The organism is Pseudoalteromonas shioyasakiensis (assembly GCF_022398475.1).
Lineage (GTDB): Bacteria > Pseudomonadota > Gammaproteobacteria > Enterobacterales > Alteromonadaceae > Pseudoalteromonas.
The window spans coordinates 1-24814 of the sequence record NZ_JAKEVM010000060.1; the positions used below are offsets into that span (position 1 = coordinate 1).

20 protein-coding genes are annotated in these 24814 nt (G+C 42.4%); 6 read left to right on the top strand and 14 right to left on the bottom strand.

The genetic code is table 11. From position 1 onward, the window contains the following. Position 1: 1 nt before the first annotated feature. Genes ccoP through ccoN form a run of 4 tightly spaced genes read right to left on the bottom strand, consistent with a single transcriptional unit; the run spans position 2 to position 3275 of the window. Positions 2-967, bottom strand: coding sequence for a cytochrome-c oxidase, cbb3-type subunit III (gene ccoP, locus L1D51_RS11830; protein ID WP_054561330.1), 966 nt, complete (start codon positions 965-967; stop codon positions 2-4). Beyond that, a complete protein-coding gene (locus tag L1D51_RS11835; protein ID WP_054561331.1) occupies positions 964-1149 on the bottom strand; it encodes a cbb3-type cytochrome oxidase subunit 3 in 186 nt (61 codons plus the stop codon). Before L1D51_RS11835 ends, ccoP begins: the two co-directional genes overlap by 4 nt. A gap of 5 nt (positions 1150-1154) precedes the next feature. Then, entirely contained in the window at positions 1155-1829 is a 675-nt protein-coding gene (gene ccoO, locus L1D51_RS11840; RefSeq protein ID WP_054561332.1) for a cytochrome-c oxidase, cbb3-type subunit II, read from the bottom strand. 12 nt (positions 1830-1841) lie between these two features. Beyond that, positions 1842-3275, bottom strand: a complete 1434-nt coding sequence (gene ccoN, locus L1D51_RS11845; protein WP_036967883.1) for a cytochrome-c oxidase, cbb3-type subunit I — start codon at positions 3273-3275, stop codon at positions 1842-1844. A gap of 346 nt (positions 3276-3621) precedes the next feature. Between ccoN and L1D51_RS11850 the strand changes: the two genes are divergently transcribed. From L1D51_RS11850 to L1D51_RS11860, 3 genes are all read left to right on the top strand, one after another. Then, complete coding sequence (locus L1D51_RS11850) at positions 3622-4041, top strand: hypothetical protein (RefSeq protein ID WP_055021041.1); 420 nt, start codon at positions 3622-3624, stop codon at positions 4039-4041. A gap of 591 nt (positions 4042-4632) precedes the next feature. After that, positions 4633-7224, top strand: a complete 2592-nt coding sequence (locus L1D51_RS11855) for a TonB-dependent receptor plug domain-containing protein (protein WP_054561334.1) — start codon at positions 4633-4635, stop codon at positions 7222-7224. 108 nt (positions 7225-7332) lie between these two features. After that, a complete protein-coding gene (locus L1D51_RS11860) occupies positions 7333-8709 on the top strand; it encodes a hypothetical protein (protein WP_239963733.1) in 1377 nt (458 codons plus the stop codon). Positions 8710-8737: 28 nt separating this feature from the next. Here the strand turns inward: L1D51_RS11860 and L1D51_RS11865 are convergent, their stop codons facing one another. The 10 genes from L1D51_RS11865 to L1D51_RS11910 form a co-directional block, all read right to left on the bottom strand. Further along, the gene (locus tag L1D51_RS11865; RefSeq protein ID WP_055198739.1) at positions 8738-9001 is read right to left on the bottom strand and encodes a hypothetical protein; all 264 of its coding nucleotides are present in this window, start codon (positions 8999-9001) and stop codon (positions 8738-8740) included. An 11-nt stretch (positions 9002-9012) separates the two neighbouring features. Next, a complete protein-coding gene (locus L1D51_RS11870; protein ID WP_239963734.1) occupies positions 9013-9843 on the bottom strand; it encodes a peptidoglycan binding protein CsiV in 831 nt (276 codons plus the stop codon). Then, the gene (gene mfd / locus L1D51_RS11875; RefSeq protein WP_239963735.1) at positions 9843-13316 is read right to left on the bottom strand and encodes a transcription-repair coupling factor; all 3474 of its coding nucleotides are present in this window, start codon (positions 13314-13316) and stop codon (positions 9843-9845) included. The genes L1D51_RS11870 and mfd overlap by 1 nt, the downstream gene beginning before the upstream one ends. A gap of 29 nt (positions 13317-13345) precedes the next feature. Then, the gene (locus tag L1D51_RS11880) at positions 13346-14239 is read right to left on the bottom strand and encodes a carbon-nitrogen hydrolase (protein ID WP_239963736.1); all 894 of its coding nucleotides are present in this window, start codon (positions 14237-14239) and stop codon (positions 13346-13348) included. Beyond that, positions 14232-15290: an agmatine deiminase family protein gene (locus L1D51_RS11885; protein ID WP_054561339.1), complete on the bottom strand. Its 1059-nt coding sequence runs from the start codon at positions 15288-15290 to the stop codon at positions 14232-14234. Before L1D51_RS11885 ends, L1D51_RS11880 begins: the two co-directional genes overlap by 8 nt. A gap of 84 nt (positions 15291-15374) precedes the next feature. Continuing rightward, on the bottom strand, positions 15375-15968 hold the full coding sequence (locus tag L1D51_RS11890) for a PilZ domain-containing protein (protein WP_054561991.1): 594 nt from the start codon (positions 15966-15968) through the stop codon (positions 15375-15377). A 105-nt stretch (positions 15969-16073) separates the two neighbouring features. Next, the gene (locus L1D51_RS11895) at positions 16074-19247 is read right to left on the bottom strand and encodes an efflux RND transporter permease subunit (protein ID WP_062565233.1); all 3174 of its coding nucleotides are present in this window, start codon (positions 19245-19247) and stop codon (positions 16074-16076) included. 14 nt (positions 19248-19261) lie between these two features. Next, a complete protein-coding gene (locus L1D51_RS11900) occupies positions 19262-20467 on the bottom strand; it encodes an efflux RND transporter periplasmic adaptor subunit (protein WP_239963737.1) in 1206 nt (401 codons plus the stop codon). A 202-nt stretch (positions 20468-20669) separates the two neighbouring features. After that, positions 20670-21362: a haloacid dehalogenase type II gene (locus L1D51_RS11905; protein ID WP_239963738.1), complete on the bottom strand. Its 693-nt coding sequence runs from the start codon at positions 21360-21362 to the stop codon at positions 20670-20672. Between the two features lie 55 nt (positions 21363-21417). Beyond that, positions 21418-22071 (bottom strand): peroxiredoxin-like family protein, encoded by a 654-nt coding sequence (locus L1D51_RS11910; protein ID WP_055198673.1) that lies wholly within the window; start codon positions 22069-22071, stop codon positions 21418-21420. A 106-nt stretch (positions 22072-22177) separates the two neighbouring features. Here L1D51_RS11910 and L1D51_RS11915 point away from each other — a divergent pair, with 106 nt between their 5' ends. From L1D51_RS11915 to L1D51_RS11925, 3 genes are all read left to right on the top strand, one after another. Beyond that, positions 22178-23053: a LysR family transcriptional regulator gene (locus L1D51_RS11915; RefSeq protein WP_239963739.1), complete on the top strand. Its 876-nt coding sequence runs from the start codon at positions 22178-22180 to the stop codon at positions 23051-23053. Between the two features lie 85 nt (positions 23054-23138). Then, the gene (locus tag L1D51_RS11920) at positions 23139-23699 is read left to right on the top strand and encodes an RNA polymerase sigma factor (RefSeq protein ID WP_055021034.1); all 561 of its coding nucleotides are present in this window, start codon (positions 23139-23141) and stop codon (positions 23697-23699) included. Next, the gene (locus tag L1D51_RS11925; RefSeq protein ID WP_239963740.1) at positions 23696-24766 is read left to right on the top strand and encodes a FecR family protein; all 1071 of its coding nucleotides are present in this window, start codon (positions 23696-23698) and stop codon (positions 24764-24766) included. Before L1D51_RS11920 ends, L1D51_RS11925 begins: the two co-directional genes overlap by 4 nt. Positions 24767-24814 lie beyond the last annotated feature (48 nt).

Here is a 24814-nt window from a genome sequence, read left to right on the forward strand (position 1 = left end):
GTTATTTATCTTGCGATAAGCTGTAAACGTACGCTGTTAATAAGTGAACTTTATCTTCACCTAAAATGTCTTTCCATGCTGGCATTACACCGGCGCGGCCATTGATTAGTGTTTCTTCAACAGCACGTTTAGAACCACCGTATAACCAGATGTTATCTGTTAGGTTAGGTGCACCAAATGGTAAATTGTGTGCAACTGAACCTTTACCGTCAGCACCGTGACACGCAGCACACATTGCAAACTTAGCAGCACCTGCAGCAGCGTCTTTTTGGTTAACAGTACGGCCTGAAAGGCTAAGTACGTGAGCAGTCATTTCTTTAATGCCTTGCTCGCCAAGTGCATCACCCCAAGGTGGCATCGCAGCAACACGACCGTAAAGAAGTGTTTCTTTGATCTTGTCTGGTGTACCGCCGTATAACCAATCGTTATCCGTTAGGTTAGGGAAGCCTTGACCACCACGTGCATCTGAACCATGACATTGTGCACAGTTTTGTGAGAATAAACGTTGACCAATCTCAAGCGCTTTTTCATCTTTAACTAGTGTTTCAATATCTTGTTTTGCGAATGACTCAAAGATTGGGCCAAAACGCTCATCAGCAGCGATAAATTCTTGGTCTAATTGAACGTTCTCACCGTTAGCTAATGCTTGTTCAGTCGCTTCTTTAGACTCAGCTAAAGAAGTAATACCTTGGTTAGAACTTGTCCATTTACCTAAACCTTCCCAGTTACCTAAACCTGGGTAAGCAGCAAGGTAGTATACAGACCAAATGAATGTCGCGAAGAACATGTAAGTCCACCATTTTGGTAGTGGGTTGTTTAGTTCTTCAATGCCGTCAAACTCGTGACCACAGCTTTCGCCTTCTTTAACACCTGTGTAGTTTTTTAAGTTCCACAGAAGTAGGCCGAAGATGATAGCAAGACACGCTAGGGTTAATACGATAACCCATATACTCCAAAAGCTAGTCATTTCTCAGACTCCTTTTCCTCGTTAGAGATTGTGTTGTTGTGTTTTTTTTCATCTTCAAATATGGCATTTGCAGCGTTATCAAATCGGCTTTTGCTACGCTTGCTGTATGCCCATACAACAATCACAATAAACAGTACTAAAATTACCAGAGTCAAAATGCCTCTGTATGTTCCGTAATCCATAATAATTACTTCAAGTGTGTGCCAAGCTGTTGTAAGTAAGCGATTAGAGCTTGCATTTCAGTTGCGCCTTCACCATTGTTCATGGCTTCGATTTTCGCAATGTCAGCTTTTAGCTCTTCGTCGCTTCCGTAACCTTTACCGTCGTAACGGTCGCTTGCTTTGTCGATTCCGAAGCTATCACGGAATACTTGAAGCTTTTTAAGTGTATGGGTCGTATCGACTCTGTTTTCGTCTAACCAAGGAAACGCTGGCATGTTTGACTCAGGAACCACAGCACGTGGGTCCATTAAGTGAGCATGGTGCCAATCGTCTGAGTAACGCTCACCAACACGAGCTAGGTCAGGACCAGTACGCTTAGAACCCCATTGGAATGGGTGATCCCATACTGACTCACCAGCTACAGAGTAGTGACCGTAACGCTCAACCTCGTCACGGAAAGGACGAATCATTTGTGAGTGACAGTTGTAACAACCTTCACGCACGTAGATATCACGACCTTCCATTTCTAACGCTGTAAGAGGGCGTAAGCCATCAACAGGTTTAGTCGTATCGTCTTGGAACATTAGTGGAGTAATCTCAACTAACGCACCAAAGCTGATTGCAAAGACAGTCAAGATAGCCATTAGGCCAACGTTCTTTTCGACTATTTCGTGTTTGTTTTGTGAATTATTATTGCTCATCGTGCTACTCCATTATGCCAATTGTGCGTCAGCGTCTAATTGAAGCGAATCTTTCTTCGCTGCAATAGTACGATAAACGTTGTAAGCCATAATTAGCATACCTGTTACGATGAATACACCGCCTAGGAAACGCATGATATAGAACGGATACGAAGCTTCTAATGACTGTACAAAGCTGTACATTAACGTACCGTCTGAGTTTACTGCACGCCACATTAGACCTTGCATTACACCTGAAATCCACATTGCTACGATGTATAGAACAACACCAACAGTGTGTAACCAGAAGTGCGTGTTAACTAGTTTAACACTGTACATACGGCCTTGTGAGAATAGTGCAGGGATTAGGTGATAGATAGCACCGATAGAAATCATTGCAACCCAACCTAGTGCACCTGAGTGTACGTGACCTACAGTCCAGTCAGTGTAGTGAGAAAGCGCGTTAACTGACTTAATAGCCATCATTGGGCCTTCGAACGTAGACATACCGTAGAAAGATAGAGAAACAACTAAGAAACGAAGTACTGGGTCAGTACGTAGTTTATGCCATGCACCAGATAACGTCATGATACCGTTGATCATACCACCCCAAGATGGAACGAATAGGATTACTGACATAACCATACCTAAGCTTTGCGTCCAGTCTGGAAGCGCAGTGTAGTGTAGGTGGTGAGGACCTGCCCAGATGTATAAAGAAACAAGAGCCCAGAAGTGAACTACCGATAAACGGTAAGAGTAAACAGGGCGACCTGCTTGTTTTGGTACGAAGTAGTACATCATACCTAAGAAACCAGCAGTTAATAAGAAACCAACAGCGTTGTGACCGTACCACCACTGAACCATTGCATCTACAGCACCTGCGTAGATAGAGTATGATTTAGTTAGTGAAACTGGAATTGCCATGCTGTTTACAATGTGTAAAACGGCAACAGTAATGATGAAACCAGCATAGAACCAGTTCGCAACATAGATGTGCGATACTTTACGCTTGATTAACGTACCAAAGAATACAACTGCGTAAGTTACCCAAACAACGGCGATAAGAATATCGATTGGCCATTCAAGTTCAGCGTATTCTTTTGAGCTGGTGATACCTAGCGGTAAGGTAATCGCTGCTAGTACGATAACAAGTTGCCAACCCCAGAAGGTGAAGGCTGCTAGTTTATCTGAGAAAAGGCGCGTTTGACATGTACGTTGTACGACGTAATAAGACGTCGCAAAAAGTGCACTTGTACCAAATGCGAAAATTACTGCGTTCGTGTGTAACGGACGTAGTCGAGAGTAAGTTAACCATGGTGTATCAAAGTTAAGTGCTGGCCAAGCTAATTGGGCAGCAATCAGAACCCCAACACTCATGCCAACGATGCCCCAAATCACTGTCATAATAGCGAATTGGCGTACAACTTTATAATTGTACTCAGTTTGTGATGCTACTGTTTGGCTCATTTTCTGGCTTCCGCTGCAATAAATGCGTTTTAGAAATGAATTACCCACTTTTATACAAAGTGGGGCCTACTATTACTTCACAAGCGTGTTACCTAAAGCCAACTTAGCGGTGCTAGCTTCAGAAAACAAACTCGAGAAACCCTTATTTTTGCGATGGAAATGATAAAATTTTTGACCTTAAAAAGATAGGTCAATTGCATAAAATTATGACATCAATCAAATTTTAGCGCTTTGTTGGTTATTTTTTGTCAGAGATTGTATTTTTATTAGCTTATTCCATCTAGCATGGTTGTCTTTTCGCGGGTAGCTCACTAGTATCCGCTTTTATTTTATACAGGCAAATAGAGTGCGAACTAGTTTATTACCCGTTTTCCTTTTCAGTGTATTTTTAGCTGCATGTGATAGCCAAAGTATAGAAGAGGGCAGCACAAGTACAAGTTGTGAGAACAATAGTCACTGTTATTACCCTAATAATGCAGAAGTTTGGCTGAGCAACCCAGATGTCAGCCCTGAGTTGCCTTTTGCAATCAACCTAAAGCTGCCGAAAGATGCTAAAAACCTCTCTGCAAAACTTGAAGGGGTCACTATGTATATGGGTTTTATTCCACTGCAGTTTAAACAGACAGGGCAAGTTTGGGTTGCTGATACTATGGTTGGCGCATGCTCTGAGCCTGTAATGACCTGGAAAATGATGCTCACTTATACTACTGGTGACAATCAACCACAAACTTTGCTTTATTATTTCGATTCACTGCAAACTCGATAACATCTTCCCTTATTTATTGTTGATCACAGCTTTTGATTATTTAAAAGCTGTGATTTATGTCATTCCTTCGTCATCTTTTTCTACTTTAATGTTCTTTATTAGTCGTATCTTTATACGGTATTGCAAACTGACGGAACAAAACCAAGAAATCATTCTCTAATACACTGTTTAACGGACTAACTTTGTCTATTTAGTTAATTTTAGTGAATAACTATGGTTAGCAGTCTTACCAAGCTTTTACGGTTTTTATAACGTTGTGTGATCAACTTGTAAAAATTTCATTTGTAGCACTAATCGGCCTTTAGTTACACTTGATTACAAAGTGCGTGCAATTGATTTCAATCGTGTTTTTTTTGCTACTTAATAATGTTAGCTTGCTGATGTGGCAGTGTTTTTTTCTGTTAACATTGATACATCGTGAAACCTTATTACCCAAAATGGATACGCTATTTTGGGGTTGTTTTTTCTTTAACCTGTCATTCAGTTTTCGTTCAGTTAACTGAGCCTAAGTTGCCCTCCGCTGACTCGTGATTCTAATAATAACGAGCGCTACCTGACTAAAGGTAAATTTCCAACAAGTAGGGTTTTCACATGAAAAAATCAATTCTTGGTTTAGCTGTTGTTTCAGCAATCCCAATGTTCTCAAGCATGCAAGTTTTAGCTGCTGATGATGCAGCAGAGTCTATTGAAAAAATTCAAGTTACAGGTTCTCGCATTAAGCGTACCGATATGGAGACGTCTAGTCCTGTAACTTTAATCGGCGCAGATGACATCAAAGCAATGGGTGCATCAAGCATCGATGGCGTTCTACAAAAAATGACTGCAGCAAGCGGTGCGATGACTAACCCTGCTGTTAACAACGGTTCAGGCGGTAACGCACGTGTTGACCTACGTGGTTTAGGCGCACAACGTACTCTAGTACTAGTAAATGGTCGTCGTATGATCAACTCTGGTACTGGCGCAGCATCTACTGTTGACTTAAACACAATCCCAGTATCAATGATCAAGCAAGTTGAAGTACTAAAAGACGGCGCATCTGCTGTATATGGTACTGACGCGGTAGCTGGTGTTGTTAACATCATCTTAAAAGACGACTTCGAAGGTCTAGACATGAACCTTAACGGTGCTATCACTGGTGAAGGCGATGCAGACGAAACGTCTTTCGATATCACAATGGGTTCAAGCTTTGACCGTGGTAACGTTGTAATTGGTTTACAATACACAGACCGTGGCGACGCTTCTCAAGCAGACCGTGATTTCTCTGATTGTCCAATCGAAGAAGATTACGAAAACGGTAGCTTCTACTGTGGTGGTTCTTCTTACACGCCTTTCGGCCACGTTTGGGCTGAAAATGCAAGCTTACAAGGTCAAGCAGACGGCGAGTGGCACGACTTCACTTCAGCAGGTGATGCTTACAACTACTCAGCAACAAGCTACCTTTACACGCCAATGCGTCGTTTAAACCTAACAGGTATCGGCCATTTTGACGTAACTGATGAAACGCGTTTAGTTTCTGAGTTCACTTACTCTAAGCGTTGGTCAACTCAACAAATGGCTCCACAGCCAGTATGGTTTGACTTCACTTACGATGCGGACACAATGGGTGACTCACTTCTTTCTCACGGCGTAGCTGACGGTGAAGACATCTCTTACGGTCGTCGTATGACTGACGTAGGTCCTCGTGGCTATGAGCAAGTTGTTGACACTGTACGTGCAGTAATCGGTCTTGACGGTGCATTTGACAACGGTTGGGGCTGGGATACTTCAGTAGTATTCGGTCGTAACGACTCAGTTGACCGCGCAACTAACCTACTTAACATGGGTTCAATCCAAGACGCAATCGAAGAGGGTACTTTCAACCCACTTAACCAAGCTGATTGGTCAGGTAGCAACCTTGCACAGTACAACTACACTGAAAACAACTCAGGTGGTAGCCAATTATTAGTTCTTTCTGCTGGCCTTAACGGTGAAGTAATGGAACTTCCTGCTGGTTATGTTGGTTTCGCTGCTGGTATCGAGCGTCGTGAAGAAAAAGCATGGTACGTTCCAGATTCACTAACTTCACAAGGTCTTGCAAATGACCCACGTGTTGAACCAACTGGTGGTCGTTTTGACGTAAACGAAGCTTACGTTGAATTCGCTGTTCCACTTCTAGCTGACGCACCATTTGCTCAAATGGTTGACTTAAGCGCTGCTGTTCGTGCATTCGATTACAGCACATTTGGTTCAGATGAAACTTGGAAATTAGGTCTAACTTGGCGTGTAAACGACGAACTAATGCTACGTGCTGTTCGTTCAACTGCATTCCGTGCTCCTACAGTATCTGAGCTTTACCAAGGTAAATCACCTTCATTCGAACAAGTTAACTTCCCTGGTGCACAAGACCAAGCTGAAGTAACTGTTGGTGGTAACGATCAATTAACGCCAGAGCTTGCTGATACAGTAACTGCTGGTTTCGTATACGCTCCAGAATGGTTCGACGGTTTCTCAATGACTGTTGACTACTACGAAATCGAAATTGAAAACTCAATTTCAAGCGTAAACAACCAGTACATCGTTGAAAACTGTCTTGATGCTTCTACTGGTGCATACAAGAACCAAGATACTGCTCTATGTCAGTCTTCTGCAATCAACTTCAACCAAAGCACTGGTCGCATTAGCTTCAACAACCAATTACAAAACATTGGTAATGAATCTACTAAAGGTTACGACGTAAACTTCAAGTATGCATTTGAAGCTGCAGGTCTTAACTGGCGCACAGGTCTTGATGTAACAATCCTTGATGAGTACATCGTTGATTCAGGCACAAGCACAATCGATTACACAGGTCTTGTAACTTCAGGTATCGGTAGCTACGCGAAAGTTAAGTCTAACTTCACTCTTAACGCGTCTGGCGACAACTGGGATGCACAATACCAAGCACGTATGATCGACGGCCTAGACAGCTACGCATGTCTTGCTGACGACAGCGAGTGTCTAGTACCAAGCGTTGGTACTGTTGTATACCACGACATCAGCGGTTCATACATCCTGAACGACACAGTGTCATTCTCTGCAGGTGTTAACAACTTATTCGATAAGCAAGCACCTTACTACTCAGGTAACAATGACTCAAACACTGACCCGTACACATACGATGTACTAGGTCGTCGTTTCTTCGCTGGTATGAACATCAAGTTCTAATCTAGTTTGAAATGATTACTAAGGCCCAGTTTTTACTGGGCCTTTTTTATTGTCTGAAAGCCTATCAACGCGTAAACTATAGAGGTACTTTTAACAAACGAGGTGATATTGCTTAAACAAGACGAAAACTTATCTTTTATTATTGAGCCTGAGCTTAAACCACGCACAGAGCAACGACTCGACCTGTATTTCTCCATTCCGAATGAAATGAGTGTTAACCCACAAACACTGAGCGAAGAATCATTCTTTAATAATAACTTTAAATCGCACCTTGCGTATAACGCTAACAACATTCACTTACCCTTAGTTAGAAGCCGCTTTGTTAGTAAAAACAAAGGTGAACAGCAAGATTATCGGCAAAACTTAAACTTATATTGTTATCAAGTTCGACTCGCGCTGAATGCCGATATTAAAGACACCCTAAAACACCAAGAAGCCGATGAGTTTTACCCTGCAGCCATTGAGTTGTGCGAGCAAACCAAAGGCTTGTTGAAAAAACTAAGACGCTACACCCCAGATGACGAAAAGCTACTGCCATTTTATAAAAACGCCGATAACTACTTAAGCTGGCATGTAGAGCAGTCATTTTTGAAACTACTGGATGAAGGGCCGCGCAGTAGTGATTTTGCAAAAGAGCGCAGTGAGCTATTAGAGTTTTGCAAAAATGAAAACAGTTACCGTGACGAGCAAGAATATAACTCGCAATCAACACTTGAAGATGCCAACCGTATCACCAACAAAATGCGCCTATTACAACGCTTGATTGAGCATGGAGTGGTGCTTACACGTAGCACGCGTCACTTAAACAGTTATTTAAAACGTATGGTAAAGGGCACGGTGACCGCTGTGATCATGGCCTTTGTGATGTTGGTTGTGTTAAATGCTCGCTCAAACTTTACCGAAGTAACAGCGACGTTGATTTTGATCTTGGGTGTTATTTATGGTCTTCGTGAAATATTTAAAGAAGACATAACACGGGTGATCTGGCGAGCTATCGTACGAGGGCGACCTAAATGGCGCTTTCAATTTAAAAACAGCATAACCAAAGACAAAATTGCTAGCCAAAACATTTGGCTTGAATACACCAGTTTTAAACGCCTGCCTAAAGCGGTAAGAAAAATTTTTTCAAAGCGACGTCATCAAAATAAACAGGCTGCTCAGTGGCTGCATTTTGCAAGCGAAACACAAGTTAACGCTAAAGAGTTTTTACCTGGCTACGATACCTTGCAACAAACCATGCAATTTAGCTTGGCACCGTTTGCTCGCTATTTAAAGCGGGGTGAAGGTAAGCTCTATCATCTAGATAGCAATAAAATCTCTAAAAAAGCCGTAGAGAGGCGTTATCAGTTAAATGTGGTATTAGTGTTTACACAAAGCGAAGATGAAACTTTGTATCAGCGCTACAAGATTACGTTAAATCGCAGCAAAATTGTCAATATTGAGCGTATTTACTCGCAAACTGACATTTTGAAAGATGAAAGATGAAAGGGTGGCCTTGGCCACCCATTTCGGTTTATTTAGCGTCTAAACCTGTTTTGCTGTAAAGCGACACTTTGTCTGATACTAAGGTAATTTCGATATTTTTATCTTTGTTACCCCAGATACAGTTAGTGTGTAGTGTCTTTTCTTCACACTTATCTGCTGAACCTAAAATAGCTTCAACTTCAGTTTTATCCATACCAATTTCAATTTTTTCGTAGTTCTCTAAATTTACTTTTGAGCAACCAGCTAAAGTAAGTGCTGCAGCCGCTGCTGCAATTGCCATATATTTTTTCATAATTGTATCCATTAATGGTTGTAGCGTCTTATTTGCACGATCATCCCCATACGTGGGTGATCAAAATAATGTATCTCGTTACTGATCACACGTTTGAATTGTGAAAAACGTGCTTTTTCGTAATCACCAGTTTCTAAGCGCTGACTAATATCAAAATCTGCGTTTATAAACAGGTAGTGACGAACATAAATCTTCATTAAACCGTCTAATTCCCACTCAGGCACATTTTGCAGCTGATCGGGAATGTAGCGCTCAGTAGGGCCGACTAAACTAATAAAATCGTTGTTTTCTTCTACAGGACTTGCGTGTTTTGCTAAGTGCTCGCCGGCAAAGAGGCGGATACTTGGTGCTCTTCTTTCACTCATTTCAGGAAAACGCCAGCCGGTGTGCAAAATAGGGGTTAAGCCTTTTCTATCAAGCTGATTTTTTTGTTCAACAAACTGTAATTGTTCTGGCGCCATTAAATAAATTTCGTCAGTGTCTTCACGGGGCTCAACAACGGGTGTCACAGGCAGTTGATTATAGCTTGCTAAAAAATCAACACTGTCATCACATACGTTTGAGTGAGGATTGCTATTGACTAAAGAATCTGTGAAAGAATCACTGCGAAAGCGGCTATCACCTTCAATACAAGCCTGTTTTGCCTGCTCTGTGTATGCAGGAGATAATAGATCTTTGCTACGCTTAGCCTTGATTTCATCGTGTTTTAAACTGAAATCTTCCTGTAAGTAGGGGGCTGGGCGCTGTTTATAAATAAGAACTTCAATTTCGAACCAACGTGTTGCAAATGACGAGCTTGTAAATAAGCAACAAAGCAGTAGTAAACTATTTCTAAACAACATTAATGGCTAACCTTTTTTTCGAAATCTGCAATCATTGCAGTGACCATTTTTAAGCGTTCGCGAGCGTTGGCTTCGCTAATTGCAAAGCGCAGTTTGTTTGCGCCATCCATTTTATACACCTGCGGTGCACTTTGTATCAAACCTATAATGAAGCTAGGGTTAACCTTTGTATGCTGGCTAAACTCAAAATAACCGCCTTTCGGGTTTGCTTCAATCTTCTTAATGCCAATATTACTTGCTTGCAGTTTTAATTGTTGCAAACTGAATAAGTTTTTTGTGGCGTCAGGTAGTAGACCAAAACGGTCAATCAGCTCTACCTGTAACTCGTCCATATCATTGAGGTTAGCACAGCTTGCAATGCGTTTATAGATACCTAAACGAGCATTTACATCATGAATATAATCATCAGGCAATAACGCTGGCAGCTTTAAGTCAACCTCAGTTTGCTGACCTAATAAGTTCTCAAGGGTTGGCTCTTTACCTTCTTTGAGGGAGTTAACCGCTTGCTCAAGCATTTCCATATACAAACTAAAGCCAATGGTTTGCATTTGACCTGATTGATCATCACCAAGCAGTTCACCAGCACCACGAATTTCTAAATCATGAGTTGCAAGCGCAAAACCTGCACCCAAGTCTTCAAGTGACTCTATCGCTTCTAATCGTTTAACCGCATCTTTACTCAGTGATTTAGGGTTACCAGTGAGTAGGTATGCATACGCTTGGTGATGGCTGCGGCCAACACGACCACGTAACTGATGCAGTTGTGCCAGACCGAGTTTATCTGCTCTATCCATAATAATGGTGTTGGCAGTGGGTACATCGATACCGGTTTCGATAATAGTGGTACACACAATCACGTTATATTTTTGGTGATAAAAATCACTCATGATTTGTTCAAGCTCGCGTTCTCGCATTTGACCATGTGCGGTTGTTACGCTGGCTTCAGGTACCCATTCGCTAATTTCTTCAGCAACTCGGTCTATGGTTTCAACATTATTGTGTAAGAAATACACCTGACCACCGCGTTTAATCTCACGCAGAATTGCTTCGCGAATAAGTTCAGCATCTCTTTGTCTTACAAAGGTTTTAACCGCTAAACGTTTCGCAGGCGGTGTAGCTATGATTGATAAGTCACGCATACCACTCATTGCCATGTTTAATGTACGTGGGATAGGGGTCGCTGTGAGCGTTAAAATATCGACATCTGCACGTAATGCTTTAATTTTTTCTTTTTGACGCACCCCAAAACGGTGCTCTTCGTCAACAATCAATAAGCCCAAATCTTTAAATTGAATATCTTGTTGAATAAGCTTGTGAGTACCAATTACGATATCTAATTTACCCTCAGCCATTTTATCTAGGGTGTCTTTTTGCTCTTTGGTTGAGTTAAAGCGCGATAAAACACCCACCTCAATTGGTAAATCGGCAAAGCGGTCTTTAAAGTTTTCATAATGTTGCTGTGCAAGTAGTGTGGTTGGTACAAGTACCGCAACTTGCTTGTTATCATTCACGGCCACAAAGGCTGCGCGCATTGCAACTTCGGTTTTACCAAAGCCAACGTCACCACATACTAAACGATCCATCGCTTGCTTACTTTGCATATCACCGAGCACAGACTCAATGGCGTTGCGTTGATCGTCAGTTTCTTCAAATGGGAAGCTGTCGCTAAACTGACGATAAGCACTGCCATCAAGCTTAAATTTATTGCCAGGCTTTGCTTGGCGTTTAGCGTAAATATCTAAGAGTTCAGCAGCCACATCACGCACTTTTTCAGCGGCACGTTTTTTTGCTTTTTCCCACGCATCGGAGCCTAATTTATGGAGCGGGGCAGAGGCTTCTTCACCACCTGAATAGCGGCTCAGCATATGTAACGCAGAAACGGGCACGTAAAGCTTTGCCTCGTTGGCGTAGATGATCGTAACAAACTCAGTGATCACACCGGCAGCATCAATGGTTTCAAGGCCTTGATAGCGTCCTACACCATGATCAAGGTGCACAATAGGTTGACCTTCACGTAGTTCAGCAAGGTTACGAATAAGTGCATCTTGGCTGGCTTCGTATTTGTGTTTACGGCGTCGACGTTGCGAGACCTTAATGCCTAGTAATTCTTGCTCTGTGATAATAGTTAAACGCGGCTTACCGTCTAACACCACACTTTGCTCAAGTGGCGAAACAATTAGGCCAACATCACTGGAACTATTGGTAAAATCGCTAAACGATTCAAATTCTTTAAGCTTTAAACCACTTGGCTTTAATAAGGTGAGTAATGATTCGCGGCGGCCATCCGATTCAACCGAGAGCAGCACGCGGCCTTTTTGTTTTTTCTCACTGGCAACATAGTCAATTAAACCTTGGTAAGGTTCATGTAACTTATGATCAATACGAACATTTGGCAGCTCTTTACTAGCAAGGTTGGTGTGACCCGCTTTGGTGCCTAATTTTGCTTGTGATAAGCGAATACGTGCATATTTACCAAACTCACCAAATAGTTCATTAACGCTTTGATACAGCTTTACAGGTTCAAGTAAAGGTCTGAGCGGATCAACACGACGGTTTTCATAGCGTACATTCACATCATGCCAAAACTGATCAGCAGCATGCTCAATATCGCCAAAATGCATAAACGTTGTATTGCTTGGTAAGTAATCGAAGATAGTTGCCAATTCATCAAAAAACAGCGGCATATAATATTCGATACCTGCAGGCCAAGTTCCTTTAGTCACCTGCATATAAATTGAGTCTTGCTCAGAGCTTGCGCCAAATTGTTCACGATAATTGATACGAAAACGCTCGATGTCTGAGTCGTTAGTTGGAAACTCGTGAGCTGGCAGTAACTCAATTTTGTCGACTTTTTCATCAGAGCGTTGGCTTTCAACATCAAATAAACGAATGCTGTCTAGCTCATCATCAAAAAAGTCTAAACGAAATGGGTGAGGACTACCCATAGGGTATAAGTCAACGATAGAGCCGCGAATCGCGTATTCACCATGCTCCATCACTTGTTGTACGTGTAAATAGCCTGCTTGTTCTAAGTTTTCACGTAGTGTGTGTGTATCTAAGGTATCGCCCACTTTAAAGTTAAGGGTTGAACCATAAATAAACGAAGCAGGGGCAGTACGCAGCATCAAGGTCGAAACTGGCACGATTAATACGCTTTGTTGTTCTTTTTTTAAGGTATTTAACGTGGCTAAGCGCGCTGAAATAATATCTTGATGTGGCGAAAAATGATCGTAAGGGAGTGTTTCCCAGTCAGGGAAGACCATGACTGGGTTTTCAGGCAACAGAAATTCGAGTTCAGTTTCAAGGCGTAGGGCGCTTGGTGTATCTGGGGTGACAATCACAACCAGCTCGTTGTGTTGCTTTACACCTTCTGCGATAGCGATGCTAAGCCCGCTACCGGTAAGTTGTCCCCATTGAATTTTATCTTTTTCAGATTTTACCCAAGGCAATGCTGCCCATTGCGCAAACGCCATTTACTACTCCTTTAAACTGTTTTTACTGCTTAGTCTCGATAAATCTTGGTTAAGTCCTGATAGTGATCGATGCGACGATCACGAAGGTAAGGCCAAATTCGACGTATGTTTTCACTACGCGCTTGGTCTAATTCAACAACTAATAATTGCTCATCGCTGTTGTTCGCTTCGGCTAAGATTTCACCTTGAGGGCCTGCGATAAACGAGTTACCCCAGAACTGAATACCTTTACTTTGAGCGCTTGGATCACTTTCGTGGCCAACACGGTTACAACTGATCACAGGCACGCCGTTGGCAACTGCATGAGCACGTTGTGAAATAACCCAGGCGTCTTTTTGACGTGTTTGCTCGTCTTTTTCATCACGCGGGTCCCAGCCAATGGCTGTTGGGTAAATTAAAATTTCAGCACCGGCCATTGCCATTAAGCGTGCAGCCTCTGGGAACCATTGATCCCAACACACTAATACGCCTAGTTTACCAACAGAGGTTTGAATAGGCTCAAAACCTAAATCACCCGGTGTAAAATAAAACTTCTCGTAAAAGCCTGGGTCATCAGGAATATGCATTTTACGGTATTTACCGGCAATGCTGCCGTCAGTTTCAAGCACCACAGCAGTATTGTGATAAAGTCCTGTAGCACGCTTTTCGAATAATGATGACACGATCACCACATTAAGTTCTTTGGCAAGTGCACCTAAGGTGTCTGTGCTTGGACCCGGGATTGTTTCTGCTAAATCAAAAACGTCTACATCTTCGGTTTGGCAAAAATACAAGCTAAGGTGTAGCTCTTGAAGAACAATAAGCTTAGCGCCTTGGCTTGCTGCATCACGAATACCGGCAATTGATTTTGCCATATTGTCTTGAGCATTATCGGTGTTTGATTGCTGAACAAGAGCAACCTTTAAATGCGTTGGTTTAGTCATTGTTTGTTCCTGCTAAAAAGCCGCGCGGTAATTGCATTGTAATACAGTGTAAGCTGCCAAATTGGTGAATAATTGGCACACAATTAATACCCACCACAGTGTGATCTGGGTATGCTTTGGCAACCTGACCAAGCGCCAGTTGATCGTTTTCATCACCATAAATTGGTACTAAAACGGTTTTATTGATAATTAAATAATTAGCGTATGTGGCAGGTAATCTGTCACCATCTTCATCGAACACAGCTTTTGGCCAAGGTAAGGCAATCAGCGTGTAGTTTTCACCCTCTGCTGTTTTAAATGATTGCAGTTGCTTTTCCATTGCATCAAGGGCTGCAAAGTGCTCATCATTTTTATCGTCGCACTTAACATAAACAAGGGTGTTGTTTGGTGCAAAACGTACCAGCGTATCAATATGGCTGTCGGTATCATCACCTGCAAGATAACCGTGATCAACCCAAAGAAACGACGTAGCACCCAGTTGCTCGACCAGCGTTTGTTCTATATCTGCTTTTGTGAGTTCTGGGTTACGATTTGGGTTTAATAAGCACTCGCTGGTTGTGAGTAGCACGCCGTGTTCATTGATCTCGACGCCACCGCCTTCAAGAACCAGTTCACTTTGCTGATAACCATTTTTAGGACATGCGACTTGCTTTACAAGTACTTGATTAATTTGGTTATCAAGATCACTTGCAAACTTATTGCCCCAACCATTAAAAATAAAATCCATTACTTTTAATTGAGTTGCGTCATCAATATTTGCACAGGTCAATGGGCCATGGTCACGTGCCCAGGTATCGTTACACGGTGTAACCACAAAGTGAATGCGATTAGCATCAACCTCTGCATTTGCAAGTAAAGCTGCAATATGTGCTTTGAGAGCATTATCATGGGCCACAATCACAACATCTTGTTGTTGGCTTATTGCTTGGCAAAGTGCTACATACACAGGCTCAACAGCGGTTAAATTTGCAGCCCAATCTGTGTCTTGATGAGGCCAAGTGAGCATAACGGCATCTTGCTCAGCCCATTCAGGTAAAAGTCTAAATTTCATGAAGGTATTAAACAAACTAAGGTGGGGCTAGTTTAGCATTTTAGCCATAGATGTCAGCTTTTTGTGCGCGATAAAGCGTGATTTTTAACTGTCTTGCTGATTGTTTTCTTGCTGACGTTTTTTAAGTTGGCGTGTTTGTGCGTGCAGGGCTGCTCTTACGACTAAATCTTGGTCAGCATCGCGAATGGCAGTAAACAATAATGTGTATTGGTATTTATCATCATCGCATTTTTCAATGGCGACTAATTCGGTATAGCAATAAATGGCAGATGCTTCGTGCTGCAAGAACAACTTAGTACGAAATGTTTGCCCTAATTCATACACATCAGCTGAGGTAAGTTTTACACCACCACCGCCATAACTATCGCAATAGTTTGCGTTATCGTCAGGCTGCTCTGAGGCTAAGATGTGACTCATGATTAAATCAATTTTACGAGATTGTGCCTGTAAAAAGGCCGCGAGTTCTTGTGCAACATCACCCAGATTACGCAGTGGTCGTAAGCTTGTTTGCTCAAGTTCGTTTACTTCGTTGGCAAGTTTAAATAGGGCAGGGATATCCGCTTCGAGCTCAGCATTGGTTTTTGGCACAGCACTAGGTTCAACCGCATATAAATTGACACGGTTGCTCTCGTTGATTTGAAAAAACTGTTCAAATTCGGCTAATTTTTGATTATTCATGCTGTACTCCACACATCTTTCCTTAATACTAGCGTTCGAAGCAGTAAATTGCTAGTAATCAAATAATCAAAAAAAAGGGCAAACTCATTGTTTGCCCTTCATTTTTTACAGGTTACCCTCTTGGGTTTTAACATGTTCTTGTTGATGATGTTCTGCTATCTCATCAGCAAGCTCTTGTCTTGATCGTTTTTCAGTTAATTTTCGCGCCGTTAACCAATAAAAGAACAGCGGCACAAAGAATACTGCAAGGAATGTCGCTGCCATCATACCGCCCATTACACCGGTACCAACGCTGTGGCGGGCACCTGCACCTGCGCCAGAGCTCAGTACTAAAGGCACAACGCCTAAAATGAAAGCAAGCGAAGTCATAATGATTGGTCGAAAACGTAAACGTGCAGCCTCAAGAGCAGCCGTACTTGCGCTCCAGCCTTGTTGATGTTTCATCAAGGCGTATTCAACAATAAGAATCGCGTTCTTACTGGCAAGACCAAGTAGTGTTACTAGACCAATTTGGAAGTACACATCGTTTGTCATGCCAACAACCCAAACTGCTATAAGCGCACCAAAAGTACCAAATGGCAGGGCAAGCATCACAGACAGTGGTAGTGACCAACGCTCATATAGCGCTGCTAGAATCAAAAATACCATGATCACAGCAAGGCCTAAGGCAATTCCTGTGGTGCCTGAACTGCGTTTCTCTTGGAATGCAGAGCCTGTCCACTCGTAGGTCATATTAGGTGGTAATACTGCCTGTGCAATACGCTCAACTTCAGCAATAGCTTGACCTGAGCTGTAACCCGGCGCTGCATTACCCATCAGTTTAACAGCAGGTAAGTTGTTATAACGATTTAGGTTTTCTGGGCCACGGCTATACTCGATAGTGGTAAAGGCTGAAAGCGGCACCATAGTACCTTGGTTGTTTTTAACATAGATACGGCCAATGTCATCAGGCTTCATTCTAAATTCAGCGTCTGCAGACATTAGTACTTGCCATGCGCGACCAAATTTATTGAAGTCGTTAACGTAATAAGTCCCTAAGTTACCTGCAAGAGCAGTGAACGCATCATCAATTTCGACACCCATTGCACGTGCTTGTTCACGGTCAACATCAACACGTAGCTGTGGTGCATCAGGGCGCCAAAGTGTTTGCAGACCACTGATGATAGGACTCTTTTGTGCTTCAGCTGTCATCAACTGCATTGCATGTTGAAGTTTGTCTGGGTCGCTATCACCTTTGTTTTGAATGTAAAATTCAAAGCCACCTGTGTTACCTAAACCAAAAATAGCCGGAGGATTAAAGGCAAGAACGAGCGCCTCTTTAATACCTGCTGTTTTCATGAATAGCTCTTGCACCAGTGCCTTGGTATCAACTTCACGCTCATCCCAATGCTTTTGAGTCACGAATAAGGTTGCAGCGCTGTTTTTGTAACCACCGCCAATAAAGTCAAAACCGGTAAACGCCACCACGTTTTCGTTCGCTGGGTTTGATTGTACGGCCTCAACAACCTGTTGTGTGACTTGCTCTGTGCGTTCAAGTGATGAACCGTCAGGTAAGAAGATTGCAGAGATGTAATAACCTTGGTCTTCATCTGGCACAAGTGAACCAGGGGTGTTTTGCCAAAGGCCAATCGTTGCGGCAATCATACCCGTCATTAAGATCAGCCCTAACAGACCACGGCGCACCATAAAGCCAACAGCACCAACATAACGGCCGGTGATCTTGGTAAACATGTCGTTAAACCACAAGAAGAAGCGGGCAGTTTGCTTGTGTTCTTGTTTTAAAATAAGTACACAAAGGGCTGGCGTCATCGTTAAAGCAACGACACCCGATAAACTTACTGCAATCGAAATAGTAATAGCGAACTGGCGGAATAGCTCACCGGTTAAGCCACCTAAAAACGCAATTGGCACAAACACTGAACAAAGTACTAAAACAATTGCCACCACCGGGCCGCTTACTTCGCCCATCGCTTTAACGGCGGCGTCTCTGGCACCTAGGCCTTCTTCGTGCATGATACGCTCAACGTTTTCAAGTACCACGATGGCATCATCAACAACAATACCAATCGACAGCACCATACCGAATAAGGTGAGAGAGTTAATTGAGTAACCCAGCATATACATGCCGGCAAATGTGCCCAGTAGTGATACTGGCACTGCAAGGGTTGGAATAAGCGTTGCGCGCCAGTTTTGTAAGAATAAATACACTACTAAGAATACCAATACCATGGCTTCAAGTAGTGTTTTTACAACTTCACGGATTGAGACTTCAACAAAGCGGGTTGTGTCGTATGACGTTAAATGAGCAAGGCCGGTCGGGAACTGGCTTTTCATTTCTTCAATAACACTGTTTACTTCTTCAGCTACATCAAGAGCGTTGGCACCTGGTTGTAAGAAGATACCTAACAGTACCGCTTCTTTACCGTTAATCGTCCCTTTGAAGTTATAGTCTTTTGAGCCGAGCTCAACGCGGGCTACGTCTTTTAAGCGTAAGCTACTACCGTCTGTGTTTGAACGAATAATGATATTTTCAAATTGCTCAGGCTCAGACAAACGCCCTTGTGCAGTGACACTATAAACAAGCTCTTGTGGAGATTGCGTAGTTGGTGTTGCACCAATTTTACCTGCCGCGTATTGTGAGTTTTGTACGCGAATTGCCCCTGCAATTTCTTCAACAGTGACACCTAATTGGCTCATTACATCAGGGCGCAGCCAAATACGCATTGCGTAATCTTTGGCACCAAAAATTTGTACACTGGTGGTGCCAGGAATGCGTTTAACACGGTCAAGTACGTTCATAGTGACATAGTTTGATGTCCATAAACTTGAACGTGTTCCATCTGGTGAGTAAAAGGCATGAACCTGTAAAAAGCTAGAAGAACCTTTTTGAACCACCACACCTTGGCGGCGTGTTTCTTCAGGTAAACGCGCTTCAACCTGCTTAACACGGTTGTTTACGTTTACGGCTGCTTGGTCAACATCAGTACCAATTTCAAAAGTAACTTCGATGGTGGTTGAACCTGCACTGGTTGACGTTGAAGACATATACATCATGCCTTCAACACCGGTAATGGCATTTTCAATCGGTGTCGCTACCGTTTGCTCAAGCACATCGGCAGATGCACCGGGGTAGGCTGCGGTTACTTGAACAACCGGTGGTGCTATTTCAGGATATTGCGCCACAGGTAAGCTGCGCATCGCAGCAAGTCCCGCAAGCACAATAACAATAGAGATAACAAACGCAAAAATGGGTCTGTCTATAAAGTAACGAGAAAACATAATACTCCCTGTGCTTATTCTGCGTGGCTTGGGTTAGCGGCAGGTTTGCCAACATTGACTGGCATACCCGGGAAGAAAATACGTGCCATGCCATCAACAATAACTTGGTCGCCTTCTTTTAAACCACTGCGAATTAACCAAAAGTTTTGGTATTGCTCGTTTTCTGGTTTTTTGATCCATTCACCTACAGTAACAGGGGCAGGTAAAGCGACATCCATACCTTGCTCGTTTTTACTTACTACATAAACAAACTTACCAGTGCCGTTATCAAGCACTGCACGTTGCGGAACGATGAAAGCGTTTTTGCGTACTGCACCACTTAACTCAACACGAACGAATTGGCCCGGGCGAAGTTGAAAATCAGGGTTAGGAATAATTGCCTGAAACTCACTGGTACCTGTGTTTGGATTAATACGCACATCAGAGAAGTTAACTTCACCGGTTTGCCCGTATAACGAACCATCTTGCAGTTTAATTTGTGTTTTCCAGTGGCCTTGCTCAGGTAACGTTAGTGAGCCATTTTTAACATCTTGACGCATTTGCAGTTGTTCACGCTCAGATAAGCCAAAACGAATACGAATAGGGTCAAACTGAGTCATTTGAGTCAGTAATAAATCTGGACCAGAAACATAGGTTCCTTCAGAAACAAACTCACGTCCCATTACACCTGCGACAGGGGCTTTCACTTGCGCATATTCAAGGTTTAGTTGCGCTTCTTTTAACGCAACTTTTGCAGCGGCTAAATCTGTCTTAGCAATATCATTGGCTGAGCTTGCGTTATCGTAATCACGTTGTGAAACAGACTTTTCGGCACGTAGTTTAGCTAATCGTTTAACGTCACGATCAGCTTGAACAAGCGCTGCTTTTGCACCATCAAGTGCAGCTTGCGCTCGGTCAACCGCAAGTTGATAAGGTTCAAGGTTAATTGTAAATAATGATTGGCCTTGCTCTACACGCTGACCTTCTTCAAAGTTGCGTGATTCAAGAATACCGGTGACACGGGCACGAACTTCAACCTCTTTTGAACCAGACAGCGTCGCTGGCAGCTCAATCGTAAAAGGGGCATCGTGAGTTTCCATTGTCATAGTCGCGACAGCAGCGGGGTGCATTTGACCCTGTTGTTGCTGTGGCGCTTCAGAACAACCTTGCAGTAGCAAAGGAGCAGAAACTAATAACAACGCAGATAATGATAATTTGGCAGGTGCGAAAGGCAGACGCATGTTTACTCCACAGTCCAATTGTTAAGTAGGTATGCATAAAAAATAGTCTATTAGCATGAAAGACGTCACTATGCATATTCATTTAGCGTTTAGTTTATACCCAAAAAAGAGAAAGGTACACCCTGTAGTTTACTTTTTTGTTAGGCGCAAAAAAACGCAAAGCATTTTCACTTTGCGTTGATATAACGGTTTAAATCGTTTTTTACTTTTTCGTTAGTAAAGAGGCTAACTCTTCTAGATTTTTAACAATGTAGTCTGGTTGCTTTGCCAATGGGTAAAGCGCTTTACCGGGCCTTGCGATAAATGCTGTTTGCATACCCGCTTCTTTAGCGCCTGCTACATCCCAGCCGTGCGCAGCAACCATTAAAGCTTCGTGAGGCGCTACATTTAATTGTTCAAGCAACCACTTGTAAGCGCGCAGATCGGGTTTATACACTTTAATATCTTCAACACTGTAACGGTGAGTAAAGTAATCTGTTAAGCCAGCATGTTGAAACTGCGCTTTTACACCGTTATTTGACGAATTTGTAAAGCTGACCAGTTTATAGTCTTGCTTTAATTGCGCCAACGCTGGTTTAACATCAGTATGGGCAGGTAAAGATAAAAGCGGTGGCACAATCGCTTGCTTTGCTTGCTCTTTAGTTAAGGAAATTTGATTATTACTTGCCACCATCATTAGTGCAGCAACGCCAATTTCACCGAAGTCATGATAATCATTAGACACCGTACTCACTAAGGAGTGATGCAGCATGGTCGAAAACCAAAGCGGTAATAGCTGGGTATTGCCATTAAGCGCTTCAGCGACTGAGCTTTGCATTTGTTCAAGATCAAGCAAGGTTTCGTTGACATCAAACACAATTACTGTTGGTTTTGCTTGGTGTTGAGACTCTGCCATTGTGCCTCCCGAGTAAGTTAGGGTTACCAATAAAAGTAGACTAAAAAATACTTTTTTAAACATGATTTAGTGCCTTAACAGCGTTAAGAACATCTAAAGGCTCTGCTCTTAATGTGTAATCTTCATGAGCAAATGCAAATTGGATCACCCCTTGGCTATCAATAACATAGGTTGCTGGTAGTGGTAATTCGTAGCTTTCGTCACCATTGGCTTTGGGAATATCTAAACCAAGTTGATCGTAAACTGGGATTAAGCGTTCATCTAAGGTGAATACCAAGCCACACTTTTTAGCCAAAGAGTTAGACACATCAGAAAGCACCGTATAAGCCAGCTCGTTTTGCTGTTGGGTAGACAGTGATTCATCAGGTAACTGCGGCGAAACAGCAACTAACTGTGCATTTTGATCAGCAAATGCTTGTTGCATATTGTTAAGCGCGCGAAGCTCTAAATTACAATACGGGCACCAACCACCACGGTAAAAACTCAGTACAAGCGGGCCTTTCGCTAGCAATTCAGTCGAGCTGATTTGTTTGCCCTTGCTGTCGGGTAATTCAAATGCTGGAAACTTATCACCGACTTTTAAAGCATGTTTACTTAATTGTTCTGCAATCAGTTTTTCAGTCGTGACATCCATCAAATTTAAGATATCAGCTGGGACATTGGCTTTCTTTTGCACTTCAAAGGCGTCGATTTGGGTTTTTAAAGACATACATACTCCAATCATTTTTTACAATTTGTAGCAAGTATAGAGTTTTAAATTTTTATATATACAATACAAAACTGAAACCTAAATTCGAAAATGTTGAATCAAAGCCATGTACAGTTTATGTGATTTAGAAACCTTTATTGCCATAGTTGAAAACCAAGGTGTAGTTGCCGCCGCTAAAGCTCAAGGCCTCTCACCTGCGACGGTAAGTCATCGCTTAAGTAAGTTAGAAAAAGCATTAAGTACTGTATTGTTGTTTCGTGATAGTCGGAGAATACGCTTATCACCTGCAGGGGAGCTGTTTTATCAACGAGCTGGTGCCATTTTAGAAGCTTTATATGATGCTGAGCATCAAATTGGCGCAAGGGGTTCAGCAGTGTCAGGGCTTTTACGAGTCACTATGCCGCCTTGGGTCTTTTCGAAATTTGTGATGCCTGAGCTTGGCCACTTTGAACAGCAATTTCCCGACTTAAAACTCGATTTTATGATTACAGATCAATTTGTGAATATTGTTGATGATGCCCAAGATGTGGCTATTCGGGTAGGTCAGTTGGCAGATTCAAACCTGCTTTCTCGTAAGCTTGTTAGTAACTCTCGTATTTTGTGCGCAGCACCGAGCTATATTGAAAAATATGGGCAGCCTAAGTCGGTGGCTGATCTTAAAGACCATTACTGGGTGTGTTTGCCATGGCAGCGACAGCTTAAATTTAACGAAGGAGGAGAAGTCATTAATTATAATGCGAGAACGCGTTTTACTGTATCTAACTCAGATAACATGACACAGGCGGCGATTGCAGGCCATGGCATAGCGATTAAATCTTATATTGCAATTAAAGATGATTTAGCCGAAGGACGGTTAATCGAAATACTCCCTAATAGCCTTGTTGATGCTGACGCGCCAGTATGGTTTTTAAAACCACAAAACAGCCTAGTGACGCGCAAAACAGAGGTTTTTTATGAGTTTATGAAACCTTTGTTTACCTAAGGTACAAAAACTTAACAAATGGCTTGTAATTAAACTGAAATCTCGTACCCTAAAGCAATAAAAATATAATAAAGGTGAGTTAAGGATGACAGATCAAACTGGGGTTATCACCGCTTTTACCGAGATATCGAGCAAGCTTAGGCGCTTTGTATCACGTATCGTCAGCCCTGATGATGTAGAAGATATTGTGCAAGAGACGTTTATAAAAAGTTATGAAGCTGATCTTAAGCAAAATATCGAATATACTCACAGTTACATGCTGAAAACGGCTAAGCATTTGGCGCTAAATCATATTGCTAAATGGGACAATAAATACAAAGAATCGTTAGATGAACAACAGCAGGTTGAGCATCACATGCGTTCAATGGCACTTGAAGATGAAGTGACTTCTAAAGAGCGTTTTTTGTTTTTTTGCCGAGTGACTAACGAATTAAGCCCTCAGGTTAAAAAATGTTTTATCTTAAAAAAAGTCTATGGCTTAAGCCAAAAGGAAATTGCAGCTAAAATGAGTCTTAGCGAAAGTACTGTTGAAAAACATATAGCCAAAGGCTTATTACATGTTCACCGAGCAATGAAATCACACGACGTACAACCACAGGCATTTACCCCTACCACAGAGTTCACTGCAAAAGAGGTGAACAAATGAGTAATGTCCATCTATTTTCATCAAAAGACATGATTCAAGAGCAGGCGAGTCAGTGGATCAGTGCCATTGATCGTGGCCTATCTAAAGATGAAGTAAGCCAACTACATTTGTGGGCTCACCAAAGTGCGGCTCATCAAGAGGCATTGTTTGAACTTGCGACCTTATGGGATGAAATGAGTGTACTTAATGAGTTAAGTAGTTTGTTTCCTTATAAAGCACCGCAAAAACAACCAGCAGTGTTTGGTATGGCAACCGCTGCCAGCTTTTTAGTGGCAATGCTGCTTGGTTCTATCATGCTTATCTATTCAAGCTATTGGCAAAGTGAAGAAAACGATTACGCCAAATTTAGCAAAATTTACCGAACCAAAGTGGGTGAGCAAGCTGAATTTGTGCTGCCAGACAGCACTATTGTTCAGCTTAATACCAATACTAAACTCGAAGTTGCCTATTCAGGCGATCGCCGGCAGTTGATTTTGAGCCGCGGTGAAGGGCGCTTCAATGTTGCCAAAGATCCCAGCCGTCCGTTTACGGTTATTGCTGGTGATAAATCATTTACTGCACTTGGTACGGTGTTTAATGTTCAGCGAAATACTGCTTCAGACTTAGAGCTAGTGGTGACTGAAGGCAAGGTGATGATTGCTGATCCGAGTACTCAGGTTGATGCTAGCGACTTTAATCGTTTAAAAGATGCCTCAGATAACAGTGCAGATATTAAAGCGCTTAGCGCTAATGTTGTTGTATCTGGTGAGAAAGCACTGATAAAACAAAGTAAAACTGAGCCAATTCAACAGTTATCGGTTGATGACGTTCAGCGTGATTTGGCATGGCAACAAGAAATGCTGATTTTTAATGGCGAGTCTTTAGGCGAAGCACTGCAAGAAGTAAGTCGTTATACTGCCACACGTTTTGAATTAAATGATCCAGAGCTTGCCTCATTAAAAGTGGCTGGTGTATTTAAAACTGGCGACATTAAAGGTTTGCTTGATTCTTTACAGGCCAACTTAGGTGTAGAACATCAACGTTTAGGTGAACATCGTGTTAGCTTAACTATCGCTGCAAAAGGTTAGTTCTGTCTATGAGAATACGCCAATATAATGATGTTAATTGTGCGCCAC